The 22,895-nt window shown below is 56.4% G+C and carries 18 protein-coding genes; all 18 read left to right on the top strand.

All coding sequences use genetic code 11. The features are described from left to right. The first annotated feature begins 202 nt into the window (after positions 1-202). The gene (locus ACJRW5_RS04815) at positions 203-1,270 is read left to right on the top strand and encodes a flagellar basal body P-ring protein FlgI (protein ID WP_484569574.1); all 1,068 of its coding nucleotides are present in this window, start codon (positions 203-205) and stop codon (positions 1,268-1,270) included. Positions 1,271-1,283: 13 nt separating this feature from the next. Next, positions 1,284-2,480, top strand: coding sequence for a flagellar assembly peptidoglycan hydrolase FlgJ (gene flgJ / locus ACJRW5_RS04810; protein ID WP_484569390.1), 1,197 nt, complete (start codon positions 1,284-1,286; stop codon positions 2,478-2,480). 9 nt (positions 2,481-2,489) lie between these two features. Then, positions 2,490-4,562 carry a flagellar hook-associated protein FlgK gene (gene flgK / locus ACJRW5_RS04805; protein WP_484569389.1) on the top strand — a complete coding sequence of 691 codons (2,073 nt, stop codon included), beginning with the start codon at positions 2,490-2,492 and terminating at the stop codon, positions 4,560-4,562. Between the two features lie 68 nt (positions 4,563-4,630). After that, positions 4,631-6,319: a flagellar hook-associated protein 3 gene (locus tag ACJRW5_RS04800; RefSeq protein WP_484569388.1), complete on the top strand. Its 1,689-nt coding sequence runs from the start codon at positions 4,631-4,633 to the stop codon at positions 6,317-6,319. 179 nt (positions 6,320-6,498) lie between these two features. Continuing rightward, a complete protein-coding gene (locus ACJRW5_RS04795) occupies positions 6,499-7,416 on the top strand; it encodes a GNAT family N-acetyltransferase (protein ID WP_484569387.1) in 918 nt (305 codons plus the stop codon). 1 nt (position 7,417) lies between these two features. After that, positions 7,418-8,149, top strand: coding sequence for a methyltransferase domain-containing protein (locus ACJRW5_RS04790; protein ID WP_484569386.1), 732 nt, complete (start codon positions 7,418-7,420; stop codon positions 8,147-8,149). Continuing rightward, positions 8,142-9,533, top strand: coding sequence for a hypothetical protein (locus ACJRW5_RS04785; RefSeq protein ID WP_484569385.1), 1,392 nt, complete (start codon positions 8,142-8,144; stop codon positions 9,531-9,533). The genes ACJRW5_RS04790 and ACJRW5_RS04785 overlap by 8 nt, the downstream gene beginning before the upstream one ends. 2 nt (positions 9,534-9,535) lie before the next feature. Further along, a complete protein-coding gene (locus tag ACJRW5_RS04780) occupies positions 9,536-10,267 on the top strand; it encodes a class I SAM-dependent methyltransferase (protein WP_484569384.1) in 732 nt (243 codons plus the stop codon). Between the two features lie 63 nt (positions 10,268-10,330). After that, positions 10,331-10,744 carry a sugar 3,4-ketoisomerase gene (locus tag ACJRW5_RS04775; protein ID WP_484569383.1) on the top strand — a complete coding sequence of 138 codons (414 nt, stop codon included), beginning with the start codon at positions 10,331-10,333 and terminating at the stop codon, positions 10,742-10,744. After that, positions 10,741-11,847, top strand: coding sequence for a DegT/DnrJ/EryC1/StrS family aminotransferase (locus tag ACJRW5_RS04770; protein WP_484569382.1), 1,107 nt, complete (start codon positions 10,741-10,743; stop codon positions 11,845-11,847). Before ACJRW5_RS04775 ends, ACJRW5_RS04770 begins: the two co-directional genes overlap by 4 nt. Positions 11,848-12,086: 239 nt before the next feature. Continuing rightward, positions 12,087-16,076 carry a glycosyltransferase gene (locus ACJRW5_RS04765; protein ID WP_484569381.1) on the top strand — a complete coding sequence of 1,330 codons (3,990 nt, stop codon included), beginning with the start codon at positions 12,087-12,089 and terminating at the stop codon, positions 16,074-16,076. A gap of 254 nt (positions 16,077-16,330) precedes the next feature. Then, the gene (locus tag ACJRW5_RS04760) at positions 16,331-17,824 is read left to right on the top strand and encodes a flagellin (protein ID WP_484569380.1); all 1,494 of its coding nucleotides are present in this window, start codon (positions 16,331-16,333) and stop codon (positions 17,822-17,824) included. A 72-nt stretch (positions 17,825-17,896) separates the two neighbouring features. Next, positions 17,897-18,289 (top strand): flagellar protein FlaG, encoded by a 393-nt coding sequence (locus ACJRW5_RS04755; protein ID WP_484569379.1) that lies wholly within the window; start codon positions 17,897-17,899, stop codon positions 18,287-18,289. Positions 18,290-18,367: 78 nt separating this feature from the next. Next, complete coding sequence (gene fliD / locus ACJRW5_RS04750; protein ID WP_484569378.1) at positions 18,368-19,849, top strand: flagellar filament capping protein FliD; 1,482 nt, start codon at positions 18,368-18,370, stop codon at positions 19,847-19,849. Positions 19,850-19,852: 3 nt separating this feature from the next. Then, positions 19,853-20,245, top strand: a complete 393-nt coding sequence (gene fliS / locus ACJRW5_RS04745; RefSeq protein WP_484569377.1) for a flagellar export chaperone FliS — start codon at positions 19,853-19,855, stop codon at positions 20,243-20,245. A 72-nt stretch (positions 20,246-20,317) separates the two neighbouring features. Beyond that, positions 20,318-20,698 carry a flagellar export chaperone FliS gene (fliS, locus tag ACJRW5_RS04740; protein WP_484569376.1) on the top strand — a complete coding sequence of 127 codons (381 nt, stop codon included), beginning with the start codon at positions 20,318-20,320 and terminating at the stop codon, positions 20,696-20,698. Between the two features lie 26 nt (positions 20,699-20,724). Then, the gene (gene fliT / locus ACJRW5_RS04735) at positions 20,725-21,018 is read left to right on the top strand and encodes a flagellar protein FliT (RefSeq protein ID WP_484569375.1); all 294 of its coding nucleotides are present in this window, start codon (positions 20,725-20,727) and stop codon (positions 21,016-21,018) included. Between the two features lie 258 nt (positions 21,019-21,276). Next, positions 21,277-22,752, top strand: coding sequence for a sigma-54 dependent transcriptional regulator (locus ACJRW5_RS04730; protein WP_484569374.1), 1,476 nt, complete (start codon positions 21,277-21,279; stop codon positions 22,750-22,752). Positions 22,753-22,895: the final 143 nt, after the last annotated feature.

The raw sequence follows: 22,895 nt of genomic DNA, 5'->3' as shown, positions 1-22,895 counted from the left end.
CACCGGTAGCGGGTCTGCGCGCAAGGCCTTCGCGGTCGACTCGGCTCGCAAGCAGGGCGCCCGTGTTCAACCCTCCAGGGCGCCCGGCCGGCACGAGACCATCCCGGCCGGGGCGTGCCGCCGTCAGTTCGCTGTGGCGCATCGTGGTTATCGTCATCGCGGCGCCAACGACTGGTTGCTTCTGGCGACACTGCTCGGCTGCATGCTGTTGAGCCTGCCAACTCAGGCTGAACGTCTGAAGGATCTGGCTTCGATTCAAGGTGTGCGCAGCAACCAGTTGATCGGCTACGGCCTGGTGGTCGGCCTTAACGGTAGTGGTGACCAGACTACTCAGACGCCATTCACCGTGCAGACCTTCAACAACATGCTGGCGCAGTTCGGCATCAAGGTGCCGCCGGGCGGCAACGTACAGTTGAAGAACGTCGCCGCAGTGTCGGTACATGCCGATTTGCCGCCTTTTGCCAAGCCGGGCCAGGTCATCGATATCACCATTTCTTCCATTGGTAACGCCAAGAGCCTGCGTGGCGGCAGTCTGCTGATGACGCCGCTCAAGGGCATCGACGGCAATGTCTACGCCATCGCCCAGGGCAACCTGGTGGTTGGTGGCTTCGATGCCAGCGGCGCCGATGGTTCGCGTATCACCGTCAACGTGCCTTCCGCTGGCCGCATTCCTGGCGGGGCGACCGTGGAGCGTCCGGTGCCGAGCGGTTTCGATCAGGGCAACTACCTGACCTTGAACCTGAATCGTCCCGACTTCACCACGGCGAAGAACATCGTCGATCAGGTCAACAATTTGCTCGGCCCGGGTGTGGCCCAGGCCATCGACGGCGGTTCGATCCGCGTCAGCGCGCCGCTCGATCCCAACCAGCGTGTCGACTATCTGTCGATTCTGGAGAATCTCGAAGTGGAAGCCGGGCAGGCGATGGCCAAGGTCATCATCAATTCGCGTACCGGCACCATCGTCATTGGCCAGAACGTCAAGGTTCAGCCGGCCGCTGTCACGCATGGCAGCCTGACCGTGACCATCAGCGAAGACCCCATCGTCAGCCAGCCGAATGCACTCTCTGGCGGTGAGACTGCCGTGGTGCCCAACTCGCGTGTTGGTGCCGAGGAGGAGGCCAAGCCGATGTTCAAGTTCGGTCCCGGCACCAACCTCGATGAGATCGTCCGTGCGGTTAACCAGGTGGGCGCTGCGCCGTCGGACCTGATGGCCATCCTGGAGGCGCTCAAGCAAGCCGGCGCCCTGCAGGCTGACCTGATTGTGATTTAAAGAGGCACAACCTATGGACTCTCGACTCTCAGCCGGCCTGCTCGGCAACGGTAAAAGCCCCATCGACAGCGGCGCCTTTACCGATCTGAACCGCCTGAACCAGTTCAAGGTCGGTGGTGACAGCGAGCAGAACATCCGCAAGGTGGCTCAGGAATTCGAGTCGCTGTTCATGAACGAAATGCTCAAAGCCATGCGTTCGGCCAATGCCGCGTTCGGCGAGGGCAATTTCATGAACAGCAACGAGAGCAAGACCTACCAGGACATGTACGACCAGCAGTTGGCAGTGACACTGTCCAAAGAGGGGCGCGGCATCGGTCTGGCCGATGTGCTGGTGCGGCAGATGTCGAAGATCAAGCAGCCGTCGAGCCGCCCCAATCCCTTCGCCCAGGTCGATCAGCCGGTGGCTTCGACGTCCGCCGCGACGGCTGACAAAGTGGCAGACAAAGTGGCCAGCAGCGAAGGCTTCCGTGATGACGTGGCGCTGCTCAATCGCCGTCGTCTGGCGGTGCCCGGCAAACTGGCGGACCGCCTGCTGGCAGGCATCGTGCCCTCGGCAGGTGAGGGCGAGGGCAAGGCGCTGGCCGGCAACGACTGGATTCCTGCCCAGACCAGTGCCGCGCCCAAAGACAAAGCACTGAGCCTGGCAGGCAGCGACGCGCTGAGCGGACGTCGTATCGCTCAGCCGCCACTGGCTCCGGGCAAGGCGGCATTCAGCTCGCCGCAGGAGTTCGTCGCCACCATGCTGCCGATGGCAGAGGCCGCAGCCGAGAAAATTGGTGTCGACCCTCGCTATCTGGTGGCCCAGGCTGCGCTGGAAACCGGCTGGGGCAAGTCCATCATCCGCACCGGCGACGGCCAGACCAGCCACAACCTGTTCGGTATCAAGACCCATAACACTTGGGACGGCGAATCAGCACGTGTGCTGACCACTGAATACAAGGGCGGCAAGGCCGTGCGCGAGGCCGCCAACTTCCGCGCCTATGACTCCTATGCGCAGAGCTTCGACGATTACGTCAGCTTCCTGCAGAACAACGGTCGTTATGAAAAGGCGCTGAGTAGCACCGAAAACCCGGAGCGTTTCGTCAAGGAACTGCAGCAGGCCGGCTACGCCACTGACCCGCAGTACGCGCGCAAGATCTCGCAGATCGCCCGCAAGATGCAGACCTACCAGGCAATCGCTGCTGCCGATAGCGCCACCACAAGGACCTGAGGCTGAATCATGGCTGACCTACTCAACATCGGCCTTTCCGGTCTTGCTGCGAACAAGACCTCGCTGTCGGTGACGGGCCACAATATCGTCAACGTCAACACGCCCGGCTTTTCCCGCCAGGAGACCGTGCAGGCTACGCGCACGCCGCAGTTCAGCGGAGCCGGTTACATCGGCTCGGGCACGACCCTGACCGACGTGCGGCGCATCTACAACGACTTCCTCAATACCCAGGTGCGCAGCAGCACGGCGCTGAACAGCGACACCCAGGCTTACCTCAGCCAGATCAACCAGCTCGATTCGCTGCTTGCCGGCAGCACCACAGGCATCACGCCGGGCATGCAGAAGCTGTTTGCCGCGCTGCAGACAGCAGCCGAGGACCCGGCCAACATTCCGGCGCGGCAGCTGGTGTTGTCCGAAGCCGAGGGCCTGGCCAAACGCTTCAACACCATCTACGACCGCTTGAACGAACAGAACGCTTTCATCAACAAGCAACTGTCGGCGGTCACCGATCAAGTCAACCAGCTGGCAACCTCGATCGCTGGCTACAACGATGCCATTGCTGTTGCGGCGTCCAACGGCCAGGCCCCGAACGATCTGCTCGACGCCCGTGAAGAGGCGGTGCGCAAACTCTCCGAGTTCGTCGGTGTGACGGTGGTGCCGCAGGACGACAATACCTACAACCTGTTCATTGGCTCTGGCCAACCGCTGGTGGTGGGCAAGAATGCTGCCCGCCTGGAGGTGACACCGGGGCAGAGCGATCCGTTGCGCAGTGAAATCCAGTTCGTCAGCGGCAACTCGCGGCAAAACGTCACCTCGCTGATCACCGGCGGTGAGATGGGGGGGCTGCTGCGCTATCGCCAGGATGTACTGGATACGTCGCTGAACTCCGTCGGTCGTCTGGCGCTTTCGGTGACCGATCAGATCAACCGGCAGCTGGGGCAAGGCCTGGACCTCAACGGCCAGTTCGGCAATGAGCTATTCCGCCCGCTCAATGATCCGCTGCTGCTTTCCCAGCGCAGCCTGGCGCGGATCGGCAACAGCGACCCGTCAGCCAATCTCAACGTCACGATCACCGATACCACGCAGCTGACGACCAGTGATTACGAGGTGCAATTCACCAGCGCCACCGAGTATCAGGTCCGCCGTCTATCCGACGGGCAGATCATGACTTGGGATGATGATAACGACCCTTTGACCGCCCCCATCAGCACCTTCACTATCGGCGCTACTGAGGGGCCTACTATTGATGGCTTTGCGCTTAGTATCGCGCAGGGTACATTTGCCGCGGGCGATCGTTTCTCGGTTCTGCCTACTCGCAATGCCGGCAGCCATATGCGCGCGGACATGAAGAACGCCGAGGAGCTGGCGTTCGCCGCACCGCTGAAAGCCGAGACCAGTCCGGCCAATATCGGCACCGGCAAGATCACTCAGCCGACCCTGCTGACCGAGATCGACATCTATGATCCGGTCGCGCAGGCCGACCTGGAGACCAGCCTGCGCAATGCGCCGCCGCTGCGAATCGTCATGGGGGCGGGCGGTGGCGCGACCCAGAGCTACGACGTGGTCGACATCAACGGTAACGTCATCGATACCGGTAGCATCGTGCCGGGGCAGAACAACGCCATCACCATCAGCGTGCCGGCCAACCCGCCGACCGTGCCCAGTGCCTTCGACTATGAAGTCACTCTCAGCGGCCGCCCCGAGGGCGGTGACAATTTCTCGGTATCGTTCAATACCAACGGTGTATCCGACAACCGCAACGCTCTGAAGCTGACCGAACTGCAAAGCAAGGCCGTGATTGGTATCAATCCTGCGTCTCCTGATACCACGGGGGCGAGTTTCACCGACTCCTATGGTGACCTGGTCGAGCGGGTCGGTACTCTGACCAGTCAGGCTCGCGTCGACGGCGAGGCGACGGGCGCGATTCTCAAGCAGGCTACCGACAACCGTGATTCGGTTTCCGGTGTGAATCTCGATGAAGAGGCTGCCAAGCTGATTCAGTTCGAGCAGTACTACCAGGCATCTGCGCAGATCATTCAAGTTGCGCGCAGCCTGTTCGATACCCTGATCAATACATTCTGATAGTCATCCTCCCGGCTGCGGGAGGGCGTAGCCTGTACAACTGACAGGCGTTGCGAGAGGCAAGCCCCATGGTCATGCGCATTTCTTCCATTCAGGCGTTCAACAACGGCGTTTCCGGCCTGGGGCGTAACTATTCCAATGTGATCCGTACCCAGGAGCAGATCAGCAGCGGCAACCGCATCCTCACACCGGCGGACGACCCAGTGGCCTCGGTGCGCCTGCTGCAGCTCGAGCAGCAGCAGGCCGTGCTCAAGCAGTACAACGACAACCTGACTGCGGCCGAGAACAGCCTGGTGCAGGAAGAGACCACGCTGAACTCCGTCAATACCGTCATGCAGCGCGTGCGCGAACTGGCTGTACGTGCCGGCGGCGGAAGCCTCTCGGCAGAAGACCGGCAGTCGATTGCCAAAGAGCTGGAGGAGCGTGAGGCGGAGCTGCTCAACCTGATGAACAGCCGTAACGCCCGCGGTGAATACCTGTTCGCCGGTAACCTGGGCAAGACGGAGCCTTTCGTACGTAACCCGGACGGCTCCTACTCCTACTTCGGTGATGAGGGGCAGCGCAGTTTGCAGGTCGCCAGCTCCACCAACGTGGCGATCAACGATAACGGCAAACGCTTGTTCGAGAATGTCACCAACGCCAATCGGGTGGAGAACGCTGACGGTGTCAATAACCCGGCATTGCCAACGCCTCCGATGCCGGCTACCAGTATTCCGGCGGTTCCCGCCGACGAGCAGCGTGTGTTCATCTCTCCGGGGCTGGTCGAGGATGATCGCGCCTTCAACTCGACCTTCCGCAGCGGCGAGCCCTACTCGCTGGCTTTCGTCAGTGGCAATGAGTTCCGTATTTACGATGCCACGGGCGCTGATGTCACATCGGAAATTCCGGGCGGCGGCAAAATCGACCCACTGGCCAACAGTGGCAACACCATCAACTTTCGAGGCATGCGCTTTCAGCTCGATGTCGTGCTGAAGGAGGGCGACAACGAAATGGATCTGGACAACCTGCTGGCTGATATTCAACCCCCAGCGGCGCCGGGAACTCCGGGTATCGGCACACACAGCTTTACCCTGCAGTCGGCCGAGACCGAATTCGCGGTGACGCGCTCTTCGACCAATGCTTCGGCGGCAGTGATCTCTGGCGGTACCATCGTCAACCAGGCCACATTCGATGCCCAGTTCCCCACCTCGGGCGTGGTACTGCGTTTCACCGACGATACCAACTACGAGGTCTACGCCCAGCCGCTCGGGCCGAACAGTCCGGTGCTGGCCACCGGTACGGCCACGGCTCCTTATCCGTCGAACTTCACCGTCTATGGTGTCGAGTTCAGCATTTCCGCCCCGGCCAACCCCGCGGGAGGCGATGAGTTTGGCGTGCAGCCACAGTTTCAGGAGCAGCGCAGCATCCTCGATACCATCGCCCGTTTACGTCAAGCTCTGGAATCCTCGCCGACCTCGCCGGCAGGCAACCTGGCCATTCGTGACGAGGTGGCCATTGCCCTGAAGAACCTCGACAACGGCATGAGCAACGTCGATGAGGTCCGCACCGAGATCGGTGCGCGGCGCAACTTGATCGAAACCACTCAGATCGACAACGAGGACGTCACCCTGGTGAACAAGTCCGTACAGGCCGAGCTGCGCGAACTGGATTACGCCGAGGCGCTGTCGCGTTTGTCGTTCCAGACCATCGTGCTCGAGGCGGCGCAGCAGAGCTATGTGAAGATTGCCGGGTTGAATCTGTTCAATCAGTTGAGATGAGGGCCTCACTATATCTGGCTTCATTCTTGCTCTAGTCTAACCAGACGACTATCTACGCCGTAGAGACGGTGGCCCAGGCTTAGTATGGGAGGCGTGGCAATGAAGGATACGGGCTTGTGATTTCGCAAATGTGGGTACCGATGTGTTCTTTCCACTCATTGTCGGGGTGAGGGGATAGCATGCTGATCATCAATGAGTTTCTGCCACACGAGTCATGCCATCTGTTCAACTCTCCCGAGTTCTTCAGGCTGCATGCTTCGCAGGAGGACAATTATTTCCAGTGGCTCATCAAAGGTAAGGTGCTTATTACGCTACATCTCACTGAAATATCTGAAGGCGCCTATCGGAGCCCGGCTCGCGGTACCTTTGGTGGTCTAAGCATTGCGGCGAATGTACCGCCCCATGAACTGGTCGAGTTTATGAACTCTGTGCAGGCACATCTGCGCGAACGGGGCATTCGGACGCTCGAGATTCTTCTCGCACCTATGCAGCACGACTCTGTCGTTTGTTCAATGCAGTACTTCGTGTTGCGCTCGCTGGCCTTTCGAGAAACCCAGGTAGATCTGAACTACGCGATGGTCGTCGATGGGCAAGCGTTCGTGCAACGGATCAATTATGCCAACCGCAAGCGTCTGAACAAATGCCACCGGGAAGGTTTCGAGGCGAAGCTGGTGGGGGCTGATCGCTTGACTGAGGTCTATGCCGTTATCGCTGAAAATCGTGCCAGTAAAGGTTATCCCATGACTATGAGCGAGCCGCAGGTGCGAGAAATGCAGGTGGTCTTTCCCGACGTGCTGGAGCTCTTCACATGTGAGTTGAATGGGCAACTGGTTGCGTCGGCTATCTGCCTGCGTTTGAGACCTGACGTGCTTTATGTTTTTTATTGGGGCGATTTGCCAGGTTACGCGCAGAGCAGTCCGGTAGTAATACTTGCTGAAGCCATCTATCTGAGTTGTCAGAGCCGGGGGATAGCGGTATTGGATGTAGGAACGTCTACTTCTGATATGCAAATGAACCTGGGTCTGATTAATTTCAAGCGAGGCCTGGGTTTTCAGGAATCTCTCAAATTCCGCCTGGAGAAACGCTTTGAGCCGTGACATGGAAGGCTACAGTCGCAGCTATCACGAGCTGCCGTTCGAAGCAACGCAAGTGGAGTTTCGCCGTCGGTTTGTGCTTGAGCAAATCTCCCTTCTGCAACCCGTGAGTTTGCTAGAGGTGGGCTGCGGCATGCTGCCATTGTTTCTCGATCTGGATACGGTAACGGATATCGGTATTGTCGAGCCTTCTGTACATTTCGCCAGTCATGCACGCAAGCTTGCCCAGGGTCGACGGGATGTCACTATTTTCGAAGGCTTTCTGGAAGATCTCGAAGGCCCCCTGCGGGAGGGCGCTCATGACCTGATCGTCGTCAGTAGTTTGCTGCACGAAGTCGAACGGCCTGACTGTTTGCTGGACGCCGTACGGCGGCATTCTCATGACAGTACGGTGGTGCACATCAATGTACCCAATGCAATGTCTTTGCATCGATTGCTCGCTGTAGAAATGGGTTTAATCGATGATCCTTTCGCTCGTTCATCGACTCAGCAGGTCATGCAGCAGCACTCGACCTTCAATCTCGACAGCTTGATCGGTTTGATGGAGAGTCACGGGTTCGAAGTGTTCGGGAAAGGAAGCTATTTCATCAAGCCGTTCACCCATGCCCAGATGCAGGTGCTTTGTGACATCGGTTTCATGACGCCGCTGATGCTCAAAGGATTGGCTGGTCTGGCGCGGCATCTTCCAGCTTTCGGCTCGGAGATCTATGTCAACGCGAGGCTGAAACATGCATGATATTCTTTTGTTGGGTAACAATCTTGCTGTGCTCGTTGCCGCGCTTGAGTTGGCAGCTAAAGGGCAAAAAGTGGGGCTGCTACTGGATGGTAAGGCTGCTGGCGGCCATTTTGGCGGTGTTCGTCTGGAAGGTTATGAATTCGATATTGGCATGGTGTTGTTCGAGTGTGCGGCCAGTGTCCCGCAGTCTGTCGATCTGAACAGTTATCTACTTGGGCAGCGCAATGATTCCGCGCGATTTGTCATGCTGGTTGCAGACTATCTTGAACGGTACGTGACCACCGTTCGAGTTCCAACTCCTCAGGTCGTTGTAGGCGGACGCCGGCATGCGGATTTCGTAGTTGCTAACCGTTTGGACTGGTTTGGCTCGCTGAACGACCCTGAGGCGATCGTGCATGAATTGGCTGAGGCGCCGATTAGGCACGAATTACACGCGTCTAATAAACTATCTTCTCCGGCATACGACAGCGCGTCATATGAACAGGCCTCTCTTTTCAACCATGGAACTACGTTGCACCACGCATGCTTCAGACCCTTGTGTGAAAAGATTTTGGGTGTACCGCCGGCCGCTATTCTAGCTCGTTACCATCGTCTTGGTTGGCTTCCACTGTATTACCCGCAAACATTGACTAAGGCTCTATCGGGGGAGCCGAATTGCCTTGCCGAGTACCCTTTCTGGTCGGCCGTTGGTGGGTTTTCGGGTGAGTTTGTGTCAAAAATGCTGAGTGAGCTGAAGCGCAGCTCAGTGGATATCGTTGACGGGGTGGTTACCGAGTTTAAACGCAATCCATACGCTAGCTATTCGGTCGGCATACAGGGTAGAGAGTATCAGAGTCAGCGATTGGTCCTGGGGTGCACTCAGGAGCGAGCTACGCAGTTATTACTTCAACCAGCGCCCCCAAGGTTGGACGGTGTATCGGTGGGTATTCTGCTGGGTGTGGTGCATCGTGACCATTTGTTGCAGGTTGCCAGTTGCCTGTTCGTTGCGGACAGCGAATTCTCCATATACCGGATTACTGATCATGATGCCTGTGCCGGTCTGGACAACAGTGAATGGCATCGCATCAGCGTCGAAATCAATCCAGCTTACTTTTCTCGGTTGTATCCGAATATGGAGTCTGAAAGACAACAAGCGCAAATAGTTGCCGAGCTGGTTGAGTTGAACGTCATTGGTGAGCAGGCAGCGTTTAGAGTGCTGCGATACATGTGCGCTGATAACGTGTTGCCGTTGCCGACCGCCGTTGCTGTTCGAGATGCTGCACGATTTGCCGCGATGAACGATCATCCCGGACTTTCACTTACAGGGAGCTTGCTGGGCATTGGCGTGTCATCGTTTAACGATCAGATCGTTCAGGGGCTCAGAATCGCTGAGCAGTGGGGATAGCAATGCATAATAGTCACCAGGAGCTGGAACGAATCGCCCAGGATTATCACCTCAACGATTCCGTGCCTGACAAGTTTATCGAAAGTGCCTGCCAAGATTATTGCAGCGATTGGCTTGCTCGCTGTTTGAGTTCTACGGACAGAGTGTTGGAGCTGGGCTATGGTGATGGTGTTACCTTGTCGAAGCTGAGCCCCCTTACTGCTAGCTATAGCGTTATCGAAGGGGCTGCGAGCTTGATTTCTCAGGTACGCGATAGGTTCCCGGATGTTGACGCCATTCACGCGCTGTTCGAAACCTATGAAGCCGCTTTTCCTTTCCAGAAGGTGCTCGCGCTTCATGTCTTGGAGCATGTGGATGACCCGGTCAGCTTGCTCCAGCATATGAGTAGATGGATTGCGGACGATGGTGAACTGATCATCGTCGTGCCCAACCGTGATTCCCTTCACCGGCGTTTGGCTGTCTTGATGGGGCTGCAACCGCGACGTGATTCATTGAGCTCCCGCGATGTCGTCGTCGGGCACCAGCGGGTATACAGCCTGGAGCTGTTGCGCGATCACCTTTGTAGTTCAGGTTATCGTGTAATTGAGGAGAGGGGGTTCTTTCTAAAGACATTGCCGAACTCGATGATGCTCGATTATTCGCATGCATTGATCAACGGGCTCAATCAACTAAGCGATGAGCTACCCGCGGAGCTACTGGCGAATCTAGCGGTGCGCGCAGTCCCGATTCGGTGAGCTCTTCAAACGTCATTCGCCAGGGTGAAGCCTGTGGTGTGCGAATAATTACTGGAGAAACGAATGTCTTTGAAAGACGTGAAAATAATTGACTTGCCGCGGGTGCTGGATCCTCGCGGCAACCTGACGTTCGTGGAGTCCGGAGAGCATGTACCGTTCGACATCAAGCGTGTCTACTACCTCTATGATGTGCCCGGTGGGGCGAGTCGTGGTGGTCATGCTCATCGCACCTTGCAGCAACTGATTATCGCGATGTCAGGCAGCTTCGACATTACGCTCGATGATGGTAAGACATCATTCAAGTATCACATGAACCGATCCTTCTACGGCCTATATGTGCCCTCGATGATGTGGCGTGAAATCAGTAACTTTTCTTCTGGCAGTGTATGCATGGTGATCGCCTCGAAGCATTACGAAGAATCCGATTACTACCGCGATTATCAGGAGTTCATCAGTGCTGTCGGGAACAAAGCATGAAAGTGCCGTTCCTTGATCTCGGCGTGACCAATCGTCGATTGAGCACGAAGCTTAATAGCGCGTTCGCTGATTGCTTAAGCAGTGGCCATTACATCCTCGGTGAGCAGTTGCAAGGGTTCGAAAATGCCTTTGCAGCTTACTGCGGAGCACCTGAATCCGTGGGGGTGGGCACTGGACTGGATGCTCTAACACTAGCTCTTAAGGCAATGGATGTGGGGCCTGGAGATGAGGTGATCGTGCCAGGCAGCACATTCATAGCAACCTGGATGGCTGTTTCGGTACTGGGAGCTATTCCAGTCCCGGTTGATGTTGAGTCGGGAAGCTGTTTGCTTGATATCGATCTTGTTCCCACTGCGATCACTTCTCGAACCAAGGCGGTTGTTCCGGTTCATCTTTATGGCCAAATGGTTGATATGCCGCGACTGGCAGCTCTTGCAGAAGAGCGTGGTCTCTCCATTGTGGAAGATGCTGCTCAGGCTCATGGTGCAGCCTGGGAAGGGAGGGGGCCCGGGCATTGGGGAGGCGCTGCAGCGTTCAGTTTCTATCCGGGCAAGAACCTGGGCGCTATAGGTGACGGAGGGGCTGTGGTGGTTCAGGATCTTCGCCTGGCCCGTCGCTTGCGACGCCTGCGCAATTATGGTTCAGAAGTGAAGTACCGGCATGATGAAATGGGTGCGAACTCGCGTCTGGATGAGCTGCAGGCGGCGCTGCTACGGGTCAAACTTGATTACTTGGATGCTGACAATAAGGCGCGCCTACGCGTGGCCAATACCTACCTCCGAGTTTTGGCGGACATTCCTGAACTCGAGATGCCAGTGTTTGCAAATGAGGCGACACCCTCCTGGCATCTGTTCGTCGTGAAGACGGATGAACGTATGGAGTTGCAGGCTTTTCTTGCTCAACGGGGCGTAGAAACATTAATTCATTATCCCTGCCCCCCGCATCGGCAGCCTGCATATGCTTCGTTGAGAATCTCGGATGAGCGATTGCCGGTGAGTTGTGCTCTGGCGGAACGAGTGCTTAGTTTGCCGATCGGCCCGCATCTCGACTTGGGACAAGTCGACCATGTGTGCGGATGCGTGCGTGAGTTTTTTGGTCGGTGATAGAGGTAGTAAGTGATTTGTAGGGAACAGGTCGATTAAGTTCTCCGTCGACGCTGTCTAGTGATCGTTCAGGTGTCACCGCGCATTCGAAAAAGGGCTCAGGTGTGGAACATTCTAGTGATAGCAACTTCCTTGGTGCGTTAGAGCAACGTCTGGAGGATTGTAAGGCGATTGAGGATTTCGAGTCGCTCCTCGATGAAGTCGTAAGCTGTGTTTCCCTCGTACATGACGACAGGCGCATGTCGGGAGTCATTTTCGATTCCGAGGGTCTTGACGCATTACTTCAAAACACGGCCAGGTCAATGCTTGCTTTCTTTGGCGCCGATACGGCCATGACGGAACGCCCTGTTCGTGAACGCCCACTGAGATTGTACCTTGCAACAGAACTCTACGTTTCGGGGGGGCACAGCAGGATGCTGGAAGACTTCATCGAGGCGATGCCGGCCTTCGATCATGTCATCATTCTTTCTGATCTGTTCGGCCGGAATGGCGGGGCCGCTGAGGTGATCAGCCAACTGGAAAGCAGAGGAGCGAGTGTGATCGTTATCGGCGATGGCTCGTTGGTCGCTCGAACGTTGAGAATCATGCATTTTCTAAAGAAGTTACAGCCGGACAGTTGCATCTTGTTCAATCATCATCAAGATGCTCCGATTGTAGCGGCCTGCCTGCCAGAGTTTTGCGAACATTATTTTTTCTACCATCACGCTGATCACAATTTGTGTCTGGGGGCTAGGGTTTCGCATCTGCGCCATCTAGATCTCTCTCCTTGGCAGTTCTCACGTTGTGCAAGTTGGAAGGCAGATAACATTTACGTCCCCCTAACGTGTCCGGACAGAGGCGGGCTAGCTGGAAAGGCGCGGGGTGAGACGCCGCTCGTGACGTGCACGGCGGGGTCGTGGATCAAATTCTCGGAGCCTTATCACATCGAGTTTTGTGCCTTCATCGCGGATGTGCTTGCTGCGACAGGCGGGCGGCACATCCATATAGGCAACCTGCCCGAGAGCGTGATAAATGATGTTCGTACCGTAATGGTGGCGCGTGGTTTGGATGTCGATGCCTTTGAGCATATCGGCTGGGTTCATAGTCTGTGGTTATCTGCCCAGCAATTGGGCGTCGATCTGTATTTGTCGTCGTTCCCACTAGGAGGGGGGCGTGGGCTTGTCGAAATGCTTGGAGCTGGAGTCCCTATAGCTTTCCACGCAAATCCGGCCGCGCCTTATGTGTGCGGGGAAACGTTGAGGTATCCAGGGGCAATATGCTGGAGCTATACAGATCAATTGCTGAGTTCGTTGAAAGGCGTGGATGGTGCGGCGCTCGAAAGACAATCTGCTGATGCAAGAAAACACTACGAATCTTATTTTAGCTGGTCTTCTTTCAGTAACTGCATAGCGACTCTTGGCGCTGCAAGAAATCAAGATCTGATGCCTGTTTCAAGTGTTCCGTATCAGGATGGTGCACGGCACTATTTCGACATGATCCAGCGTATCGAATCTCAAGAGCAGAGCAAGTTTTTCTTAGAACCGAAGCGTCCGAGAGCACCGGAGTCTGAAGCAGTTTTGCGGGACTTCCCGTTGACAACTTGGTTGGAGGCTAGGGTTGTTTCGCCCATACAGCAACAGATGATTAACAGCCACCTGGCATCGCGTGAAATGCTGCCGCGTGTCGGAGTCTTCGTTCTGGATCCATTGAGCGCAGCAGATAGCTTGGCAGTCACGCTTGGTAGCATATCGACTCGTTTTCCGCTTGATATTGAGGTTGTTCTCGTCTCAAGTGGAGAAGCGGGCGCATGTTACGACAACGTAGTCGTCCTTTCGGGTGTCGCGGCCTCGCAGCATGCCGAAGTGTTGAATCAAAAGATCGAACAGAGCGATTACGATTGGTTCATGCTGGTGCTTGCAGGGGAGGTGTTCACTCCGAATGGGCTGTTGATGCTGTTGTTGGCAACGGTCGAGGATTCAACTTGTCGTGCAGTGTTCGCAGATGAGCTGTTACGAATGCCGGATAGGACTTTGGGAGCAGCGTTTCGCCCTGCTTTTAACCTCGATTATTTTCTCGCTTTTCCGGCAGCAATGTCTCGTCACTGGTTGATCAGGCGTGACGCGTTCGTTCAAGTTGGAGGTTTTGATCCAGCTTTTCCAGATGCTCTGGAGTTCGATTTACTCCTCCGTATAGTTGAGGGCGGTGGGCTGGCTGGGTTAGGGCATGTCGACGAACCACTGCTACTGATTGATGCTCCCGTCCTTGCGGATGTTGCTCAGGAGCGAAGAGCACTCGAATCGCATCTGGAACGGCGGGGGTATACAGCAGCTAGGGTCGTCCCTTATTTACCAGGTATTTACCGTATTAGTTACGGGCACAGGGATCAGCCGTTGGTATCCATCATCATATCGACGAAGGATCAGTTACTGATTCTGCAGCGTTGCGTCGAAAGTGTGCTGGAAAAAACTTCCTATACTAACTATGAAGTGCTGATTGTCGATAACAATAGCGAAACTTTGGAAGCGAGGGCTTGGCTGGATGAGGTCGACGCAATGGGGGATGCCAAAGTTCGCATTCTTCGCTATCCGCATCCATTCAACTATTCGGCAATCAACAATATGGCCGCGCGAGTGGCCGGCGGCGAATATTTGGTGTTGCTGAACAACGATGCAGCGATTATCAGTGAAAATTGGCTTGATGAGTTGCTCAATCACGCGCAGCGTCCGGAAGTAGGCGTCGTCGGTGCTAAGCTGCTCTATCCGGATGGCCGCATCCAGCACGCTGGCGTTGTTCTCGGTCTGCGTGGACCTGCAGATTGTCCCTTCGTTGGCGAGGCCATGGACGCGCCGGGTTATATGCAACGTCTACAGGTTGATCAGAACTACAGCGCAGTGAGTGCGGCCTGCCTGATGATCCGTAAGTCTCTCTATACTGAGGTGGGTGGGCTCGATGAAGAAACCTTCAAGGTTTCCTATAACGACGTCGATCTTTGCCTAAAGGCGCGTGAGGCTGGCTACCTCACGGTATGGACGCCGCACGCTGTCGTGATGCACGAGGGCAGCGTCAGTCAGACCAAGGCCGATTCGGCCGCTCGGGACGCCAAGCGCAAGCGCTTCGTTGCCGAACAAGATGCCATGTATGCCAAATGGTTGTCGTTGATTGCCGCCGATCCCGCTTACAACCGTAACCTTTCATTGAATGGCGCAGGTTTTGCCTTGGAGGCCGATTCGCAGCTGACCTGGCGACCGCTGGATAGTTGGCGCCCACTGCCCGTCGTGCTTGCTCATCCGGCTGACCCTTGGGGGTGTGGCAACTACAGGGTCATCAAACCATTCGAGGCATTGCGAGATGCGGGACTGGTCGATGGCATGCTTTCCGAAGGGCTCCTGCAGGTGGCGGATCTTGCACGTTATGACCCTGATGTCCTAGTGCTTCAGCGCCAGCTGGGAGACGAGCGTCTGGAAGCCATGCGCAGGATCAAAATGTTATCCAGAGCGTTCAAGGTCTACGAGCTGGATGATTACCTACCGAATCTGCCGATGAAGAGCCTGCACCGTGAGCACATGCCCAGAGATGTGTTGAAATCGTTGCGTAAAGGATTGGGGTTCGTTGACCGCTTCGTGGTGTCCACCGAGGCATTGGCGGAGGCCTTTTCGGGCTTGCACGCAGATATCCGGGTGATTGAAAACCGATTGCCTCGCGAGTGGTGGCAGGGCCTGACCAGTCAGCGTCGACGTGGACGCAAGCCTCGCGTCGGTTGGGCTGGAGGGGTTAGTCATACAGGGGATCTAGAGCTGATCGCCGATGTTATCAAGGAAATGGCCGGTGAGGTTGAGTGGGTATTCATGGGTATGTGCCCGAATCGTATCCGCCCCTACGTGCAGGAAGTGCATACAGGCGTAGATATCAACGCCTATCCGGCGGCCTTGGCAAACCTGGACCTAGACCTGGCTCTGGCGCCTGTGGAGCAGAACCTGTTCAACGAATGTAAGAGTAACTTGCGCCTTCTGGAGTATGGCGCCTGTGGTTTCCCTGTTGTGTGCAGCGATCTGCGTTGCTACGACGGCGAGCTGCCTGTGACTCGAGTGAAAAACCGCTTCAAGGATTGGGTCGATGCCATTCGTATGCATGTCAATGATCTTGATGCGTCCGCTCGTCAGGGCGACGCGTTGAAGGCCGCAGTCATGCGCGACTGGATGCTTGAGGGGGGGGGTCTTGAGCTCTGGCGCCGTGCTTGGTTGCCGGATTGATGTGGAACTCCGACGGGCAATGGCCAACTGCCCGTCGAAATCCCGCCAAAATGTCGCTCTGAGGCTGTTGAATTTAGCTAACCACTTGACTGTAAAGCAGAAAAAAAATCAGCAAAAAAGCTTAAATTGCCACTAAAGCTCCTGGCTTGAAGGCCGATACAAGGATCGAATGCGAACTTTATGGGCGTCTGAGCAAGCAGGCCCAAGCTCGCAAGCTCAGACAAACGGTTCTACGGTCATCTGGAGGCAATACCATGGCCCTTACAGTCAACACCAACGTTGCGTCCCTCAACACTCAACGTAACCTGAACAGCTCGTCCAAAGGCCTGGATACTTCCCTCCAGCGTCTGTCCACTGGCTACCGCATCAACAGCGCCAAAGACGACGCTGCTGGTCTGCAGATCGCCAACCGTCTGACCAGCCAGATCACCGGTCTGGGCGTGGCTACTCGGAACGCTAATGACGGTATCTCCCTGGCGCAAACCGCAGAAGGTGCTCTGCAGCAGTCCACTGGCATCCTGCAGCGTATGCGTGACTTGTCGCTGCAATCAGCCAACGGTTCCAACGGCGCTACCGAACGCGCTGCACTGCAGGGCGAAGTCGCTCAGCTGCAACAGGAACTGAACCGTATCGCTGATACCACTAGCTTTGGCGGTCGCAAGATCCTTGATGGTTCCTTTGGTTCCCAGAGTTTTCAGGTCGGTGCCAATGCCTATGAAACCATCAGTGTTTCCATCGGTTCGGCTGCTACTGACCGAATTGGTGCGAATCGCTACACGTCCTCGGGTGGCGCTGCACAAGGCGTTGCTAGCGGTGCATTCAGTGCCACCTCGGGCAGTGCTTATACAACTTCTGGCTTTAGCATCGACTCCAAACTCTCTGATGGCGCTGTTGCTATCAGCTATACGGCGAGTGGTTCTGCTAGTGAGGTTGCGAAGGCGGTCAACGCTAAGAGCGATGAGACTGGCGTCACTGCTTCCGCCCGAACTGTTGCGGAGCTGGCTGCTGTTGGTTCAGGAACAATTTCCTTCGATCTGTATGGCGCGACAAGCAAGACTGTTGCTGCGGATAAGGCCACAGTCTCTGCAGTTATAACTGACGGCAGTGATTTGGGGGCTCTTGCTGATGCGATCAACAAGGAAACCGGGAAAACGGGTATTTCGGCTGTATCCAAAGGCTCTAGTATCGAACTGGTGAGTGAGCGCGGCGATGCAATCGTAATCGGTAACATGTCGGGTTCTACAACTTCGACCCTGCAAGCCAAAACTTTTGATGGCTCTGCTTACACCGGTGCAGCGACCGCAGCTATTGGTGCTGGGGCGGGTGCGCGAGTCGATGGTCAGATCAAGCTGGAGGCTCCTGATGCATTCCAGGTGACTGGCATGGGCGCTGGTATGGCAGGCGCAGGTGGCGCTGCCGCGTTTAGCTCTCTGGATTCGGTGAAGGATATTGACATTAGCACCGCAACCGGCGCTCAGGACGCCCTAGGCATCATCAACGGCGCGATCTCCAACATCGACAGCCAGCGTGCTCAGCTCGGTGCCGTGCAGAACCGCTTCGAGAACACTATCTCGAACCTGCAGAACATCGCTGAGAACTCCTCCGCTGCTCGCAGCCGGATTCGCGACACTGACTTCGCTGCCGAAACTTCGGAACTGACCAAGAATCAGATCCTGCAGCAGGCCGGTACCGCAATCCTGGCCCAGGCCAACCAGTTGCCGCAAGCAGTGCTCAGCCTGCTGGGCTAAGCTCGAAGGCGCTAGACTACGGGGGGAAGGGCTAAGCTCTTTCCCCCGTTACCTCATTGTGAGGAGAAATTTATGGACGTCAGCTCAATCAAGCCTCAGGTCAGCTCCACGGTTGTCCGCGATGGTGGCGTCTCCAATGCTGCGGATTCTCGCCAAAAGCAGGGCCTCTCGGGCATTGCTGTGGCTAGCGTGGCTGACGAGCAGTCGACCACTCGTGTTGTCTCTCCTGCTCAGGACGTCAGTCGCGAGCAAGTCGAAGACGCGGTGGCAACTATCCAGGAGTTTGTTCAATCGGTCCGCCGCAATATCAACTTTGCAGTGGATGATGGGTCCGGGCGAGTCGTGGTTAAAGTGACGGACTCCGGATCGGGCGATGTGATCCGGCAGATTCCATCCGAGGAAGCGCTCAAGCTGGCAGAGAACCTGTCGGAAGTGCGCAGCCTGTTATTCAAGGCCGAGGCGTAGTCATAGCCCTGGCATGAATTTTGACTGAACCCTCGTTATGGGCAGTGTTCAGTCGGATTTTTGACGAGGTGCAAGATCATGGTGGGTATCACTGGGCTCGGTTCGGGCATCAAAATCGACGAGATCGTTAGCGCGTTGGTTAACGCGGAGCGGGCTCCGAAGACCAATCAGCTTGATCGTCTCGAGAAGCAGACCACCACGCGCATCTCGGCAATAGGCAGTCTCACCGGGGCATTGAATACCTTCAAGACGGCCCTGGATGCGCTCAACAAGCCATCTTTGTTCGAATCCCGAACGGCGAGCACCTCAAGCAGCAGTGTGCTCAAGGCAACGGCCGCCACTACCGCGCCAGCCGGTACTTACAGTGTTCAGGTCCAGCAGTTGGCTACGAGCAGTAAGGTTGCCCTGCAGTCTGTTTCTAGTGGTACCGGCCCAGGTGGTACCGTAGCGACATTCAACAGCGGTACGTTGGAAATCTCTGCTGGCAACACAAGCATCAGCGTCGATGTGACTGAGGCTAACAATACGTTGGCCGGAATGCGTGATGCCATTAACGAGGCGGGTAAGGATAGCGGTATCAGTGCAACCATCATTACCGATGACTCCGGCTCGCGCCTGGTGCTCAGTTCGACCAAGACAGGCGCTGGTAATGACATTCAGGTTGCTGTTACCGAAGATGGTGTTACGTCGGGCAGCAACGCCCTCACTAGCCAGTCGTTCACCCCAACGGTCGACCCTGACAATGCCGATGCCTTTCTGAAGCCCAGTTCCGATACTGGGGCTGGGGGCGTGATTACTCAGGCCAAGTCCGCCAAGTTGACCATCGACGGTTTGCAGTTGGTGAGGGACAGCAACAAGATCGAGGATGCGCTGGAAGGCGTTACGCTCGATCTGGCTTCTGCCCAAAGTGCTACCGATCTCGCTGATGGCAAGACCATCAGCCTGACGGTGGGAGTAGACAAGGCCAGTGTCAAAAGCAATCTGCAGAAATTCGTCGATGCATACAACGCGTTGATTTCAACCTCTGCTCAATTGACCGCTGTTGTTGAGGTAGAGGGTTCCGAGCCGGTGGCCGGGCCGCTGGTTGGGGACTCGACTGTACGCAGTGTGCTGGCCGGTCTGCGTAATGAAGTCGTGAAGATGACCGGAGGGAGTGAGAGTGGTGTTCGAGCACTGGCTGACCTTGGTATCACGACCGATAAGGACGGCAAGCTCTCGCTGGATGACACCACGCTGACTGCGGCGCTCGACAGCAATTTCGACCAGGTGGGGGCTTATCTCACTGGTGATGACGGTTTGATGGGGCGCATCTCTGGTTTCGTCTCCGGCTATGTAGCGACCGACGGTGTTCTCAAGCAGCGTGACAGTGCTTTGCGTGGCACGCTGGATAACATCGACAAGCAGCGTGAGTCGCTGGACAAGCGTGTCGAAAGCCTGCAAACCCGTCTCTATGCTCAGTACAACGCCATGGACTCATTGGTGGGACAGCTTACGCGTACCAGCGAAAGCCTGGGCAGTATGCTGGCCAACCTGCCTGGTTTCGTGAAAAAGGACAGCTAAGCAATGAACAAGAAGCCCATCGATGCCTACAAGCAGGTCAAGACCAGTCAGGAGGTCTCGCCTTATCGTACGGTACAGCTGCTACTCGAAGGCGCGCTCCAGCGAGTGATGCTGGCCAAGCATGCTCAGGCCGAAGGCGATACCGAAATTCGAGGCATGGCCGTGGGCAGTACCATCACCCTCTTGGGTGTGCTGCAGGCTGCTCTGGACAAGGAGCTGGGCGGGGAGATTGCCGAGAATCTGGATGCACTCTACGACTACATGACTCGTCGCTTGGCGGGTGTAGCGCTGGACGAAACGCCGCGTACGCTCGATGAAGTTGAAGCGCTACTGGGTGACATCAAGAGCGCCTGGGATGCTATCGGACCTGAGGTCGAACCAGCGCCTGCCGGTTGATTTTGCGTTAAAGCTTTTGTTGCTGGCGCCGATATCTAAGGTATCCAGTCAGCAACAGAAGTGAGCGCGACGATGAATGCCATGGCGGCCCTCAAGCAGTATCAAACCGTCAACCACCAGGCTCAGGCCGCAGAGGCCAGCCCCCATCGTCTGATTCAGATGTTGATGGAAGGCGGCCTGACTCGTATCGCTCAGGCGCGTGGCGCGATGGAGCGTGATCAGACCGCTCTGAAAGGCGAGCTGATTGGCAAGAGTATTGCCATCATCTCCGGCTTGCGCGAAAGTCTCGACCATCAGCAAGGTGGTGAGTTGGCGGGCAATCTCGATAGCCTTTACGAATATATGATTTCCCGTTTGACGGAGGCCAACGTCAGCAACGAGCCAGAGCTTCTCGAGGAAGTATCGGGCTTGTTGCGTAACGTCAAACAGGGTTGGGATGCCATCGCTCAGTAATGGGCGAGCATCGAAGGAGAAGGTTAATGAGTTCATCCGTCCAGCGTTTGCAAGCGACCGGTTCGGCCTTGCGTGATGCTCTGGTTCAGCAGGATTGGGCTGCTATTGGCGAGCTTGACCTGCAGTGCCGCATGGCAGTCGATGCGGCAATGATCGACAGCCGCGACGAGGAGGAGCTGCGCACCAGCATGGAAAATCTTCTGGTGCTGTATCGTGAGTTGGTGACCGTCTGTCAGACGGAACAACGGCGCCTGGCTGGTGAACTGGTGCAACTCAACCAATCCCATCAAGGGGCCAAGGTTTACCAGCTTTTTGGCTGATCCCATCTTTTTGCCGGGTTTAATCTGCAGGTTAGGCCCGGTTTCTCTCCTTCAGCTTTTGCCAGCTTCACTTTTTTATCGCTTGTCACTACCAGCCTTCGCGAGCAACTGCTTAGCTATTGCGGTAGACGAGTGAAAAAAGTTACGCCATAAAATTGACTGGCTTCAATTTTTTGACTTTACTAGTGGCCAATTGCCGGTGCGCGCCGGATGTCTGGCGCGTGATTCCCTCTACTCCTCGGGTCAGACATACACAAGATGTGGCGTGAAACCAAAATCCTGTTGATCGACGACAATGCTGCGCGCCGTCATGAGCTGGCGATCATTCTGAATTTTCTTGGGGAAGAGCATCTTGCCTGCACCAGCCAGGACTGGCGTAGCGCTGTGGCAGGGCTTCAGTCCAGCCGTGAAGTGCTCAGTGTGTTGCTGGGAGATGTCGAAGCCAAAGGCGGTGCTCTGGAGCTGACCAAGCAGATTGCTGGTTGGGATGAATTCCTGCCGCTGCTGACGGTGGGCGACTCGTCGCTTGGTGAATGGCCGGAAGATCTGCGCAGACGTGTGCTGGCCAGCCTGGAGACGCCGCTTAGCTACAACAAGCTGCTCGATTCCCTGCACCGTGCCCAGGTTTATCGCGAGATGTATGACCAGGCCCGTGATCGCGGTCGCCAGCGCGAGCCCAATCTGTTCCGTAGCCTGGTCGGTACCAGTCGTGCCATTCAGCAGGTGCGACAGATGATGCAGCAGGTCGCCGACACCGAAGCCAGCGTATTGATTCTTGGTGAGTCAGGAACCGGCAAAGAGGTCGTTGCGCGCAATCTGCACTATCACTCCAAGCGTCGTGAGGCGCCTTTCGTTCCGGTCAACTGCGGGGCCATTCCTGCTGAGTTGCTGGAGAGTGAACTGTTCGGTCACGAGAAGGGTGCTTTCACTGGCGCCATCAGCAGTCGAGCAGGACGCTTCGAGCTGGCCAATGGCGGCACGCTATTTCTCGATGAGATAGGTGACATGCCCTTGCCAATGCAGGTCAAGCTGCTGCGTGTGCTGCAGGAGCGTACCTTTGAGCGGGTTGGCAGCAACAAGACGCAGACCGCCGACGTGCGCATCATTGCCGCTACCCACAAGAACCTGGAGAAGATGATCGAGGACGGCGGCTTCCGCGAGGACTTGTACTACCGCCTCAATGTCTTTCCCATCGAGATGGCACCGCTGCGTGAGCGCATCGAAGACATCCCGCTGCTGATGAATGAGCTGATCTCGCGCATGGAGCACGAGAAGCGTGGTTCCATTCGCTTCAACTCGGCGGCCATCATGTCGCTGTGTCGCCATGATTGGGCGGGTAATGTGCGCGAGCTTGCCAACCTGGTCGAGCGTATGGCGATCATGCATCCCTATGGCGTGATTGGGGTGGGTGAGCTGCCGAAGAAGTTCCGTCATGTCGATGACGAGGATGAGCAACTGGCAGCCAGTCTGCGTGATGAGCTGGAAGAGCGTGCTGCGATCGTGGCTGGGCTGCCGGGGCTCGATACGCCGGCCATGTTGCCGCCGGAGGGGCTGGACCTGAAGGATTACCTGGGCAACCTGGAACAGGGGCTGATCCAGCAGGCGCTGGATGATGCAGGCGGTGTGGTTGCGCGCGCTGCTGAGCGTCTGCGCATTCGCCGTACCACCTTGGTTGAGAAGATGCGCAAGTACGGAATGAGCCGTCGCGAAGAAGAAGGTCAGGACGACGACTGATCCGTCATCAATACGTCCATCGCGACGGAGTTTTTCTACCGATAAAGCCGGGGCTTTGACACAGCTGCTGGCTTTATTTTTTAAGTGATTGAAAAATAAGAATAAAAAAATCGGCACAAGGATTGCTAAGTCTCTTGCATCTG

It is taken from the genome of Pseudomonas pichavaramensis (assembly GCF_050473265.1).
Classification (GTDB): Bacteria; Pseudomonadota; Gammaproteobacteria; order Pseudomonadales; family Pseudomonadaceae; genus Aquipseudomonas.
The sequence above is the reverse complement of the archived record's forward strand: the minus strand, read 5'-3'. Positions and strand labels throughout refer to the sequence as shown.

Bases quoted from the DNA above. Each gene is read 5' to 3' on its own strand.
- ACJRW5_RS04815 (WP_484569574.1), top strand. From the start codon at position 203: ATGCTGTTGAGCCTGCCAACTCAGGCTGAACGTCTGAAGGATCTGGCT.
- flgJ (WP_484569390.1), top strand. From the start codon at position 1,284: ATGGACTCTCGACTCTCAGCCGGCCTGCTCGGCAACGGTAAAAGCCCC.
- flgK (WP_484569389.1), top strand. From the start codon at position 2,490: ATGGCTGACCTACTCAACATCGGCCTTTCCGGTCTTGCTGCGAACAAG.
- ACJRW5_RS04800 (WP_484569388.1), top strand. From the start codon at position 4,631: ATGGTCATGCGCATTTCTTCCATTCAGGCGTTCAACAACGGCGTTTCC.
- ACJRW5_RS04795 (WP_484569387.1), top strand. From the start codon at position 6,499: ATGCTGATCATCAATGAGTTTCTGCCACACGAGTCATGCCATCTGTTC.
- ACJRW5_RS04790 (WP_484569386.1), top strand. From the start codon at position 7,418: ATGGAAGGCTACAGTCGCAGCTATCACGAGCTGCCGTTCGAAGCAACG.
- ACJRW5_RS04785 (WP_484569385.1), top strand. From the start codon at position 8,142: ATGCATGATATTCTTTTGTTGGGTAACAATCTTGCTGTGCTCGTTGCC.
- ACJRW5_RS04780 (WP_484569384.1), top strand. From the start codon at position 9,536: ATGCATAATAGTCACCAGGAGCTGGAACGAATCGCCCAGGATTATCAC.
- ACJRW5_RS04775 (WP_484569383.1), top strand. From the start codon at position 10,331: ATGTCTTTGAAAGACGTGAAAATAATTGACTTGCCGCGGGTGCTGGAT.
- ACJRW5_RS04770 (WP_484569382.1), top strand. From the start codon at position 10,741: ATGAAAGTGCCGTTCCTTGATCTCGGCGTGACCAATCGTCGATTGAGC.
- ACJRW5_RS04765 (WP_484569381.1), top strand. From the start codon at position 12,087: ATGTCGGGAGTCATTTTCGATTCCGAGGGTCTTGACGCATTACTTCAA.
- ACJRW5_RS04760 (WP_484569380.1), top strand. From the start codon at position 16,331: ATGGCCCTTACAGTCAACACCAACGTTGCGTCCCTCAACACTCAACGT.
- ACJRW5_RS04755 (WP_484569379.1), top strand. From the start codon at position 17,897: ATGGACGTCAGCTCAATCAAGCCTCAGGTCAGCTCCACGGTTGTCCGC.
- fliD (WP_484569378.1), top strand. From the start codon at position 18,368: ATGGTGGGTATCACTGGGCTCGGTTCGGGCATCAAAATCGACGAGATC.
- fliS (WP_484569377.1), top strand. From the start codon at position 19,853: ATGAACAAGAAGCCCATCGATGCCTACAAGCAGGTCAAGACCAGTCAG.
- fliS (WP_484569376.1), top strand. From the start codon at position 20,318: ATGAATGCCATGGCGGCCCTCAAGCAGTATCAAACCGTCAACCACCAG.
- fliT (WP_484569375.1), top strand. From the start codon at position 20,725: ATGAGTTCATCCGTCCAGCGTTTGCAAGCGACCGGTTCGGCCTTGCGT.
- ACJRW5_RS04730 (WP_484569374.1), top strand. From the start codon at position 21,277: ATGTGGCGTGAAACCAAAATCCTGTTGATCGACGACAATGCTGCGCGC.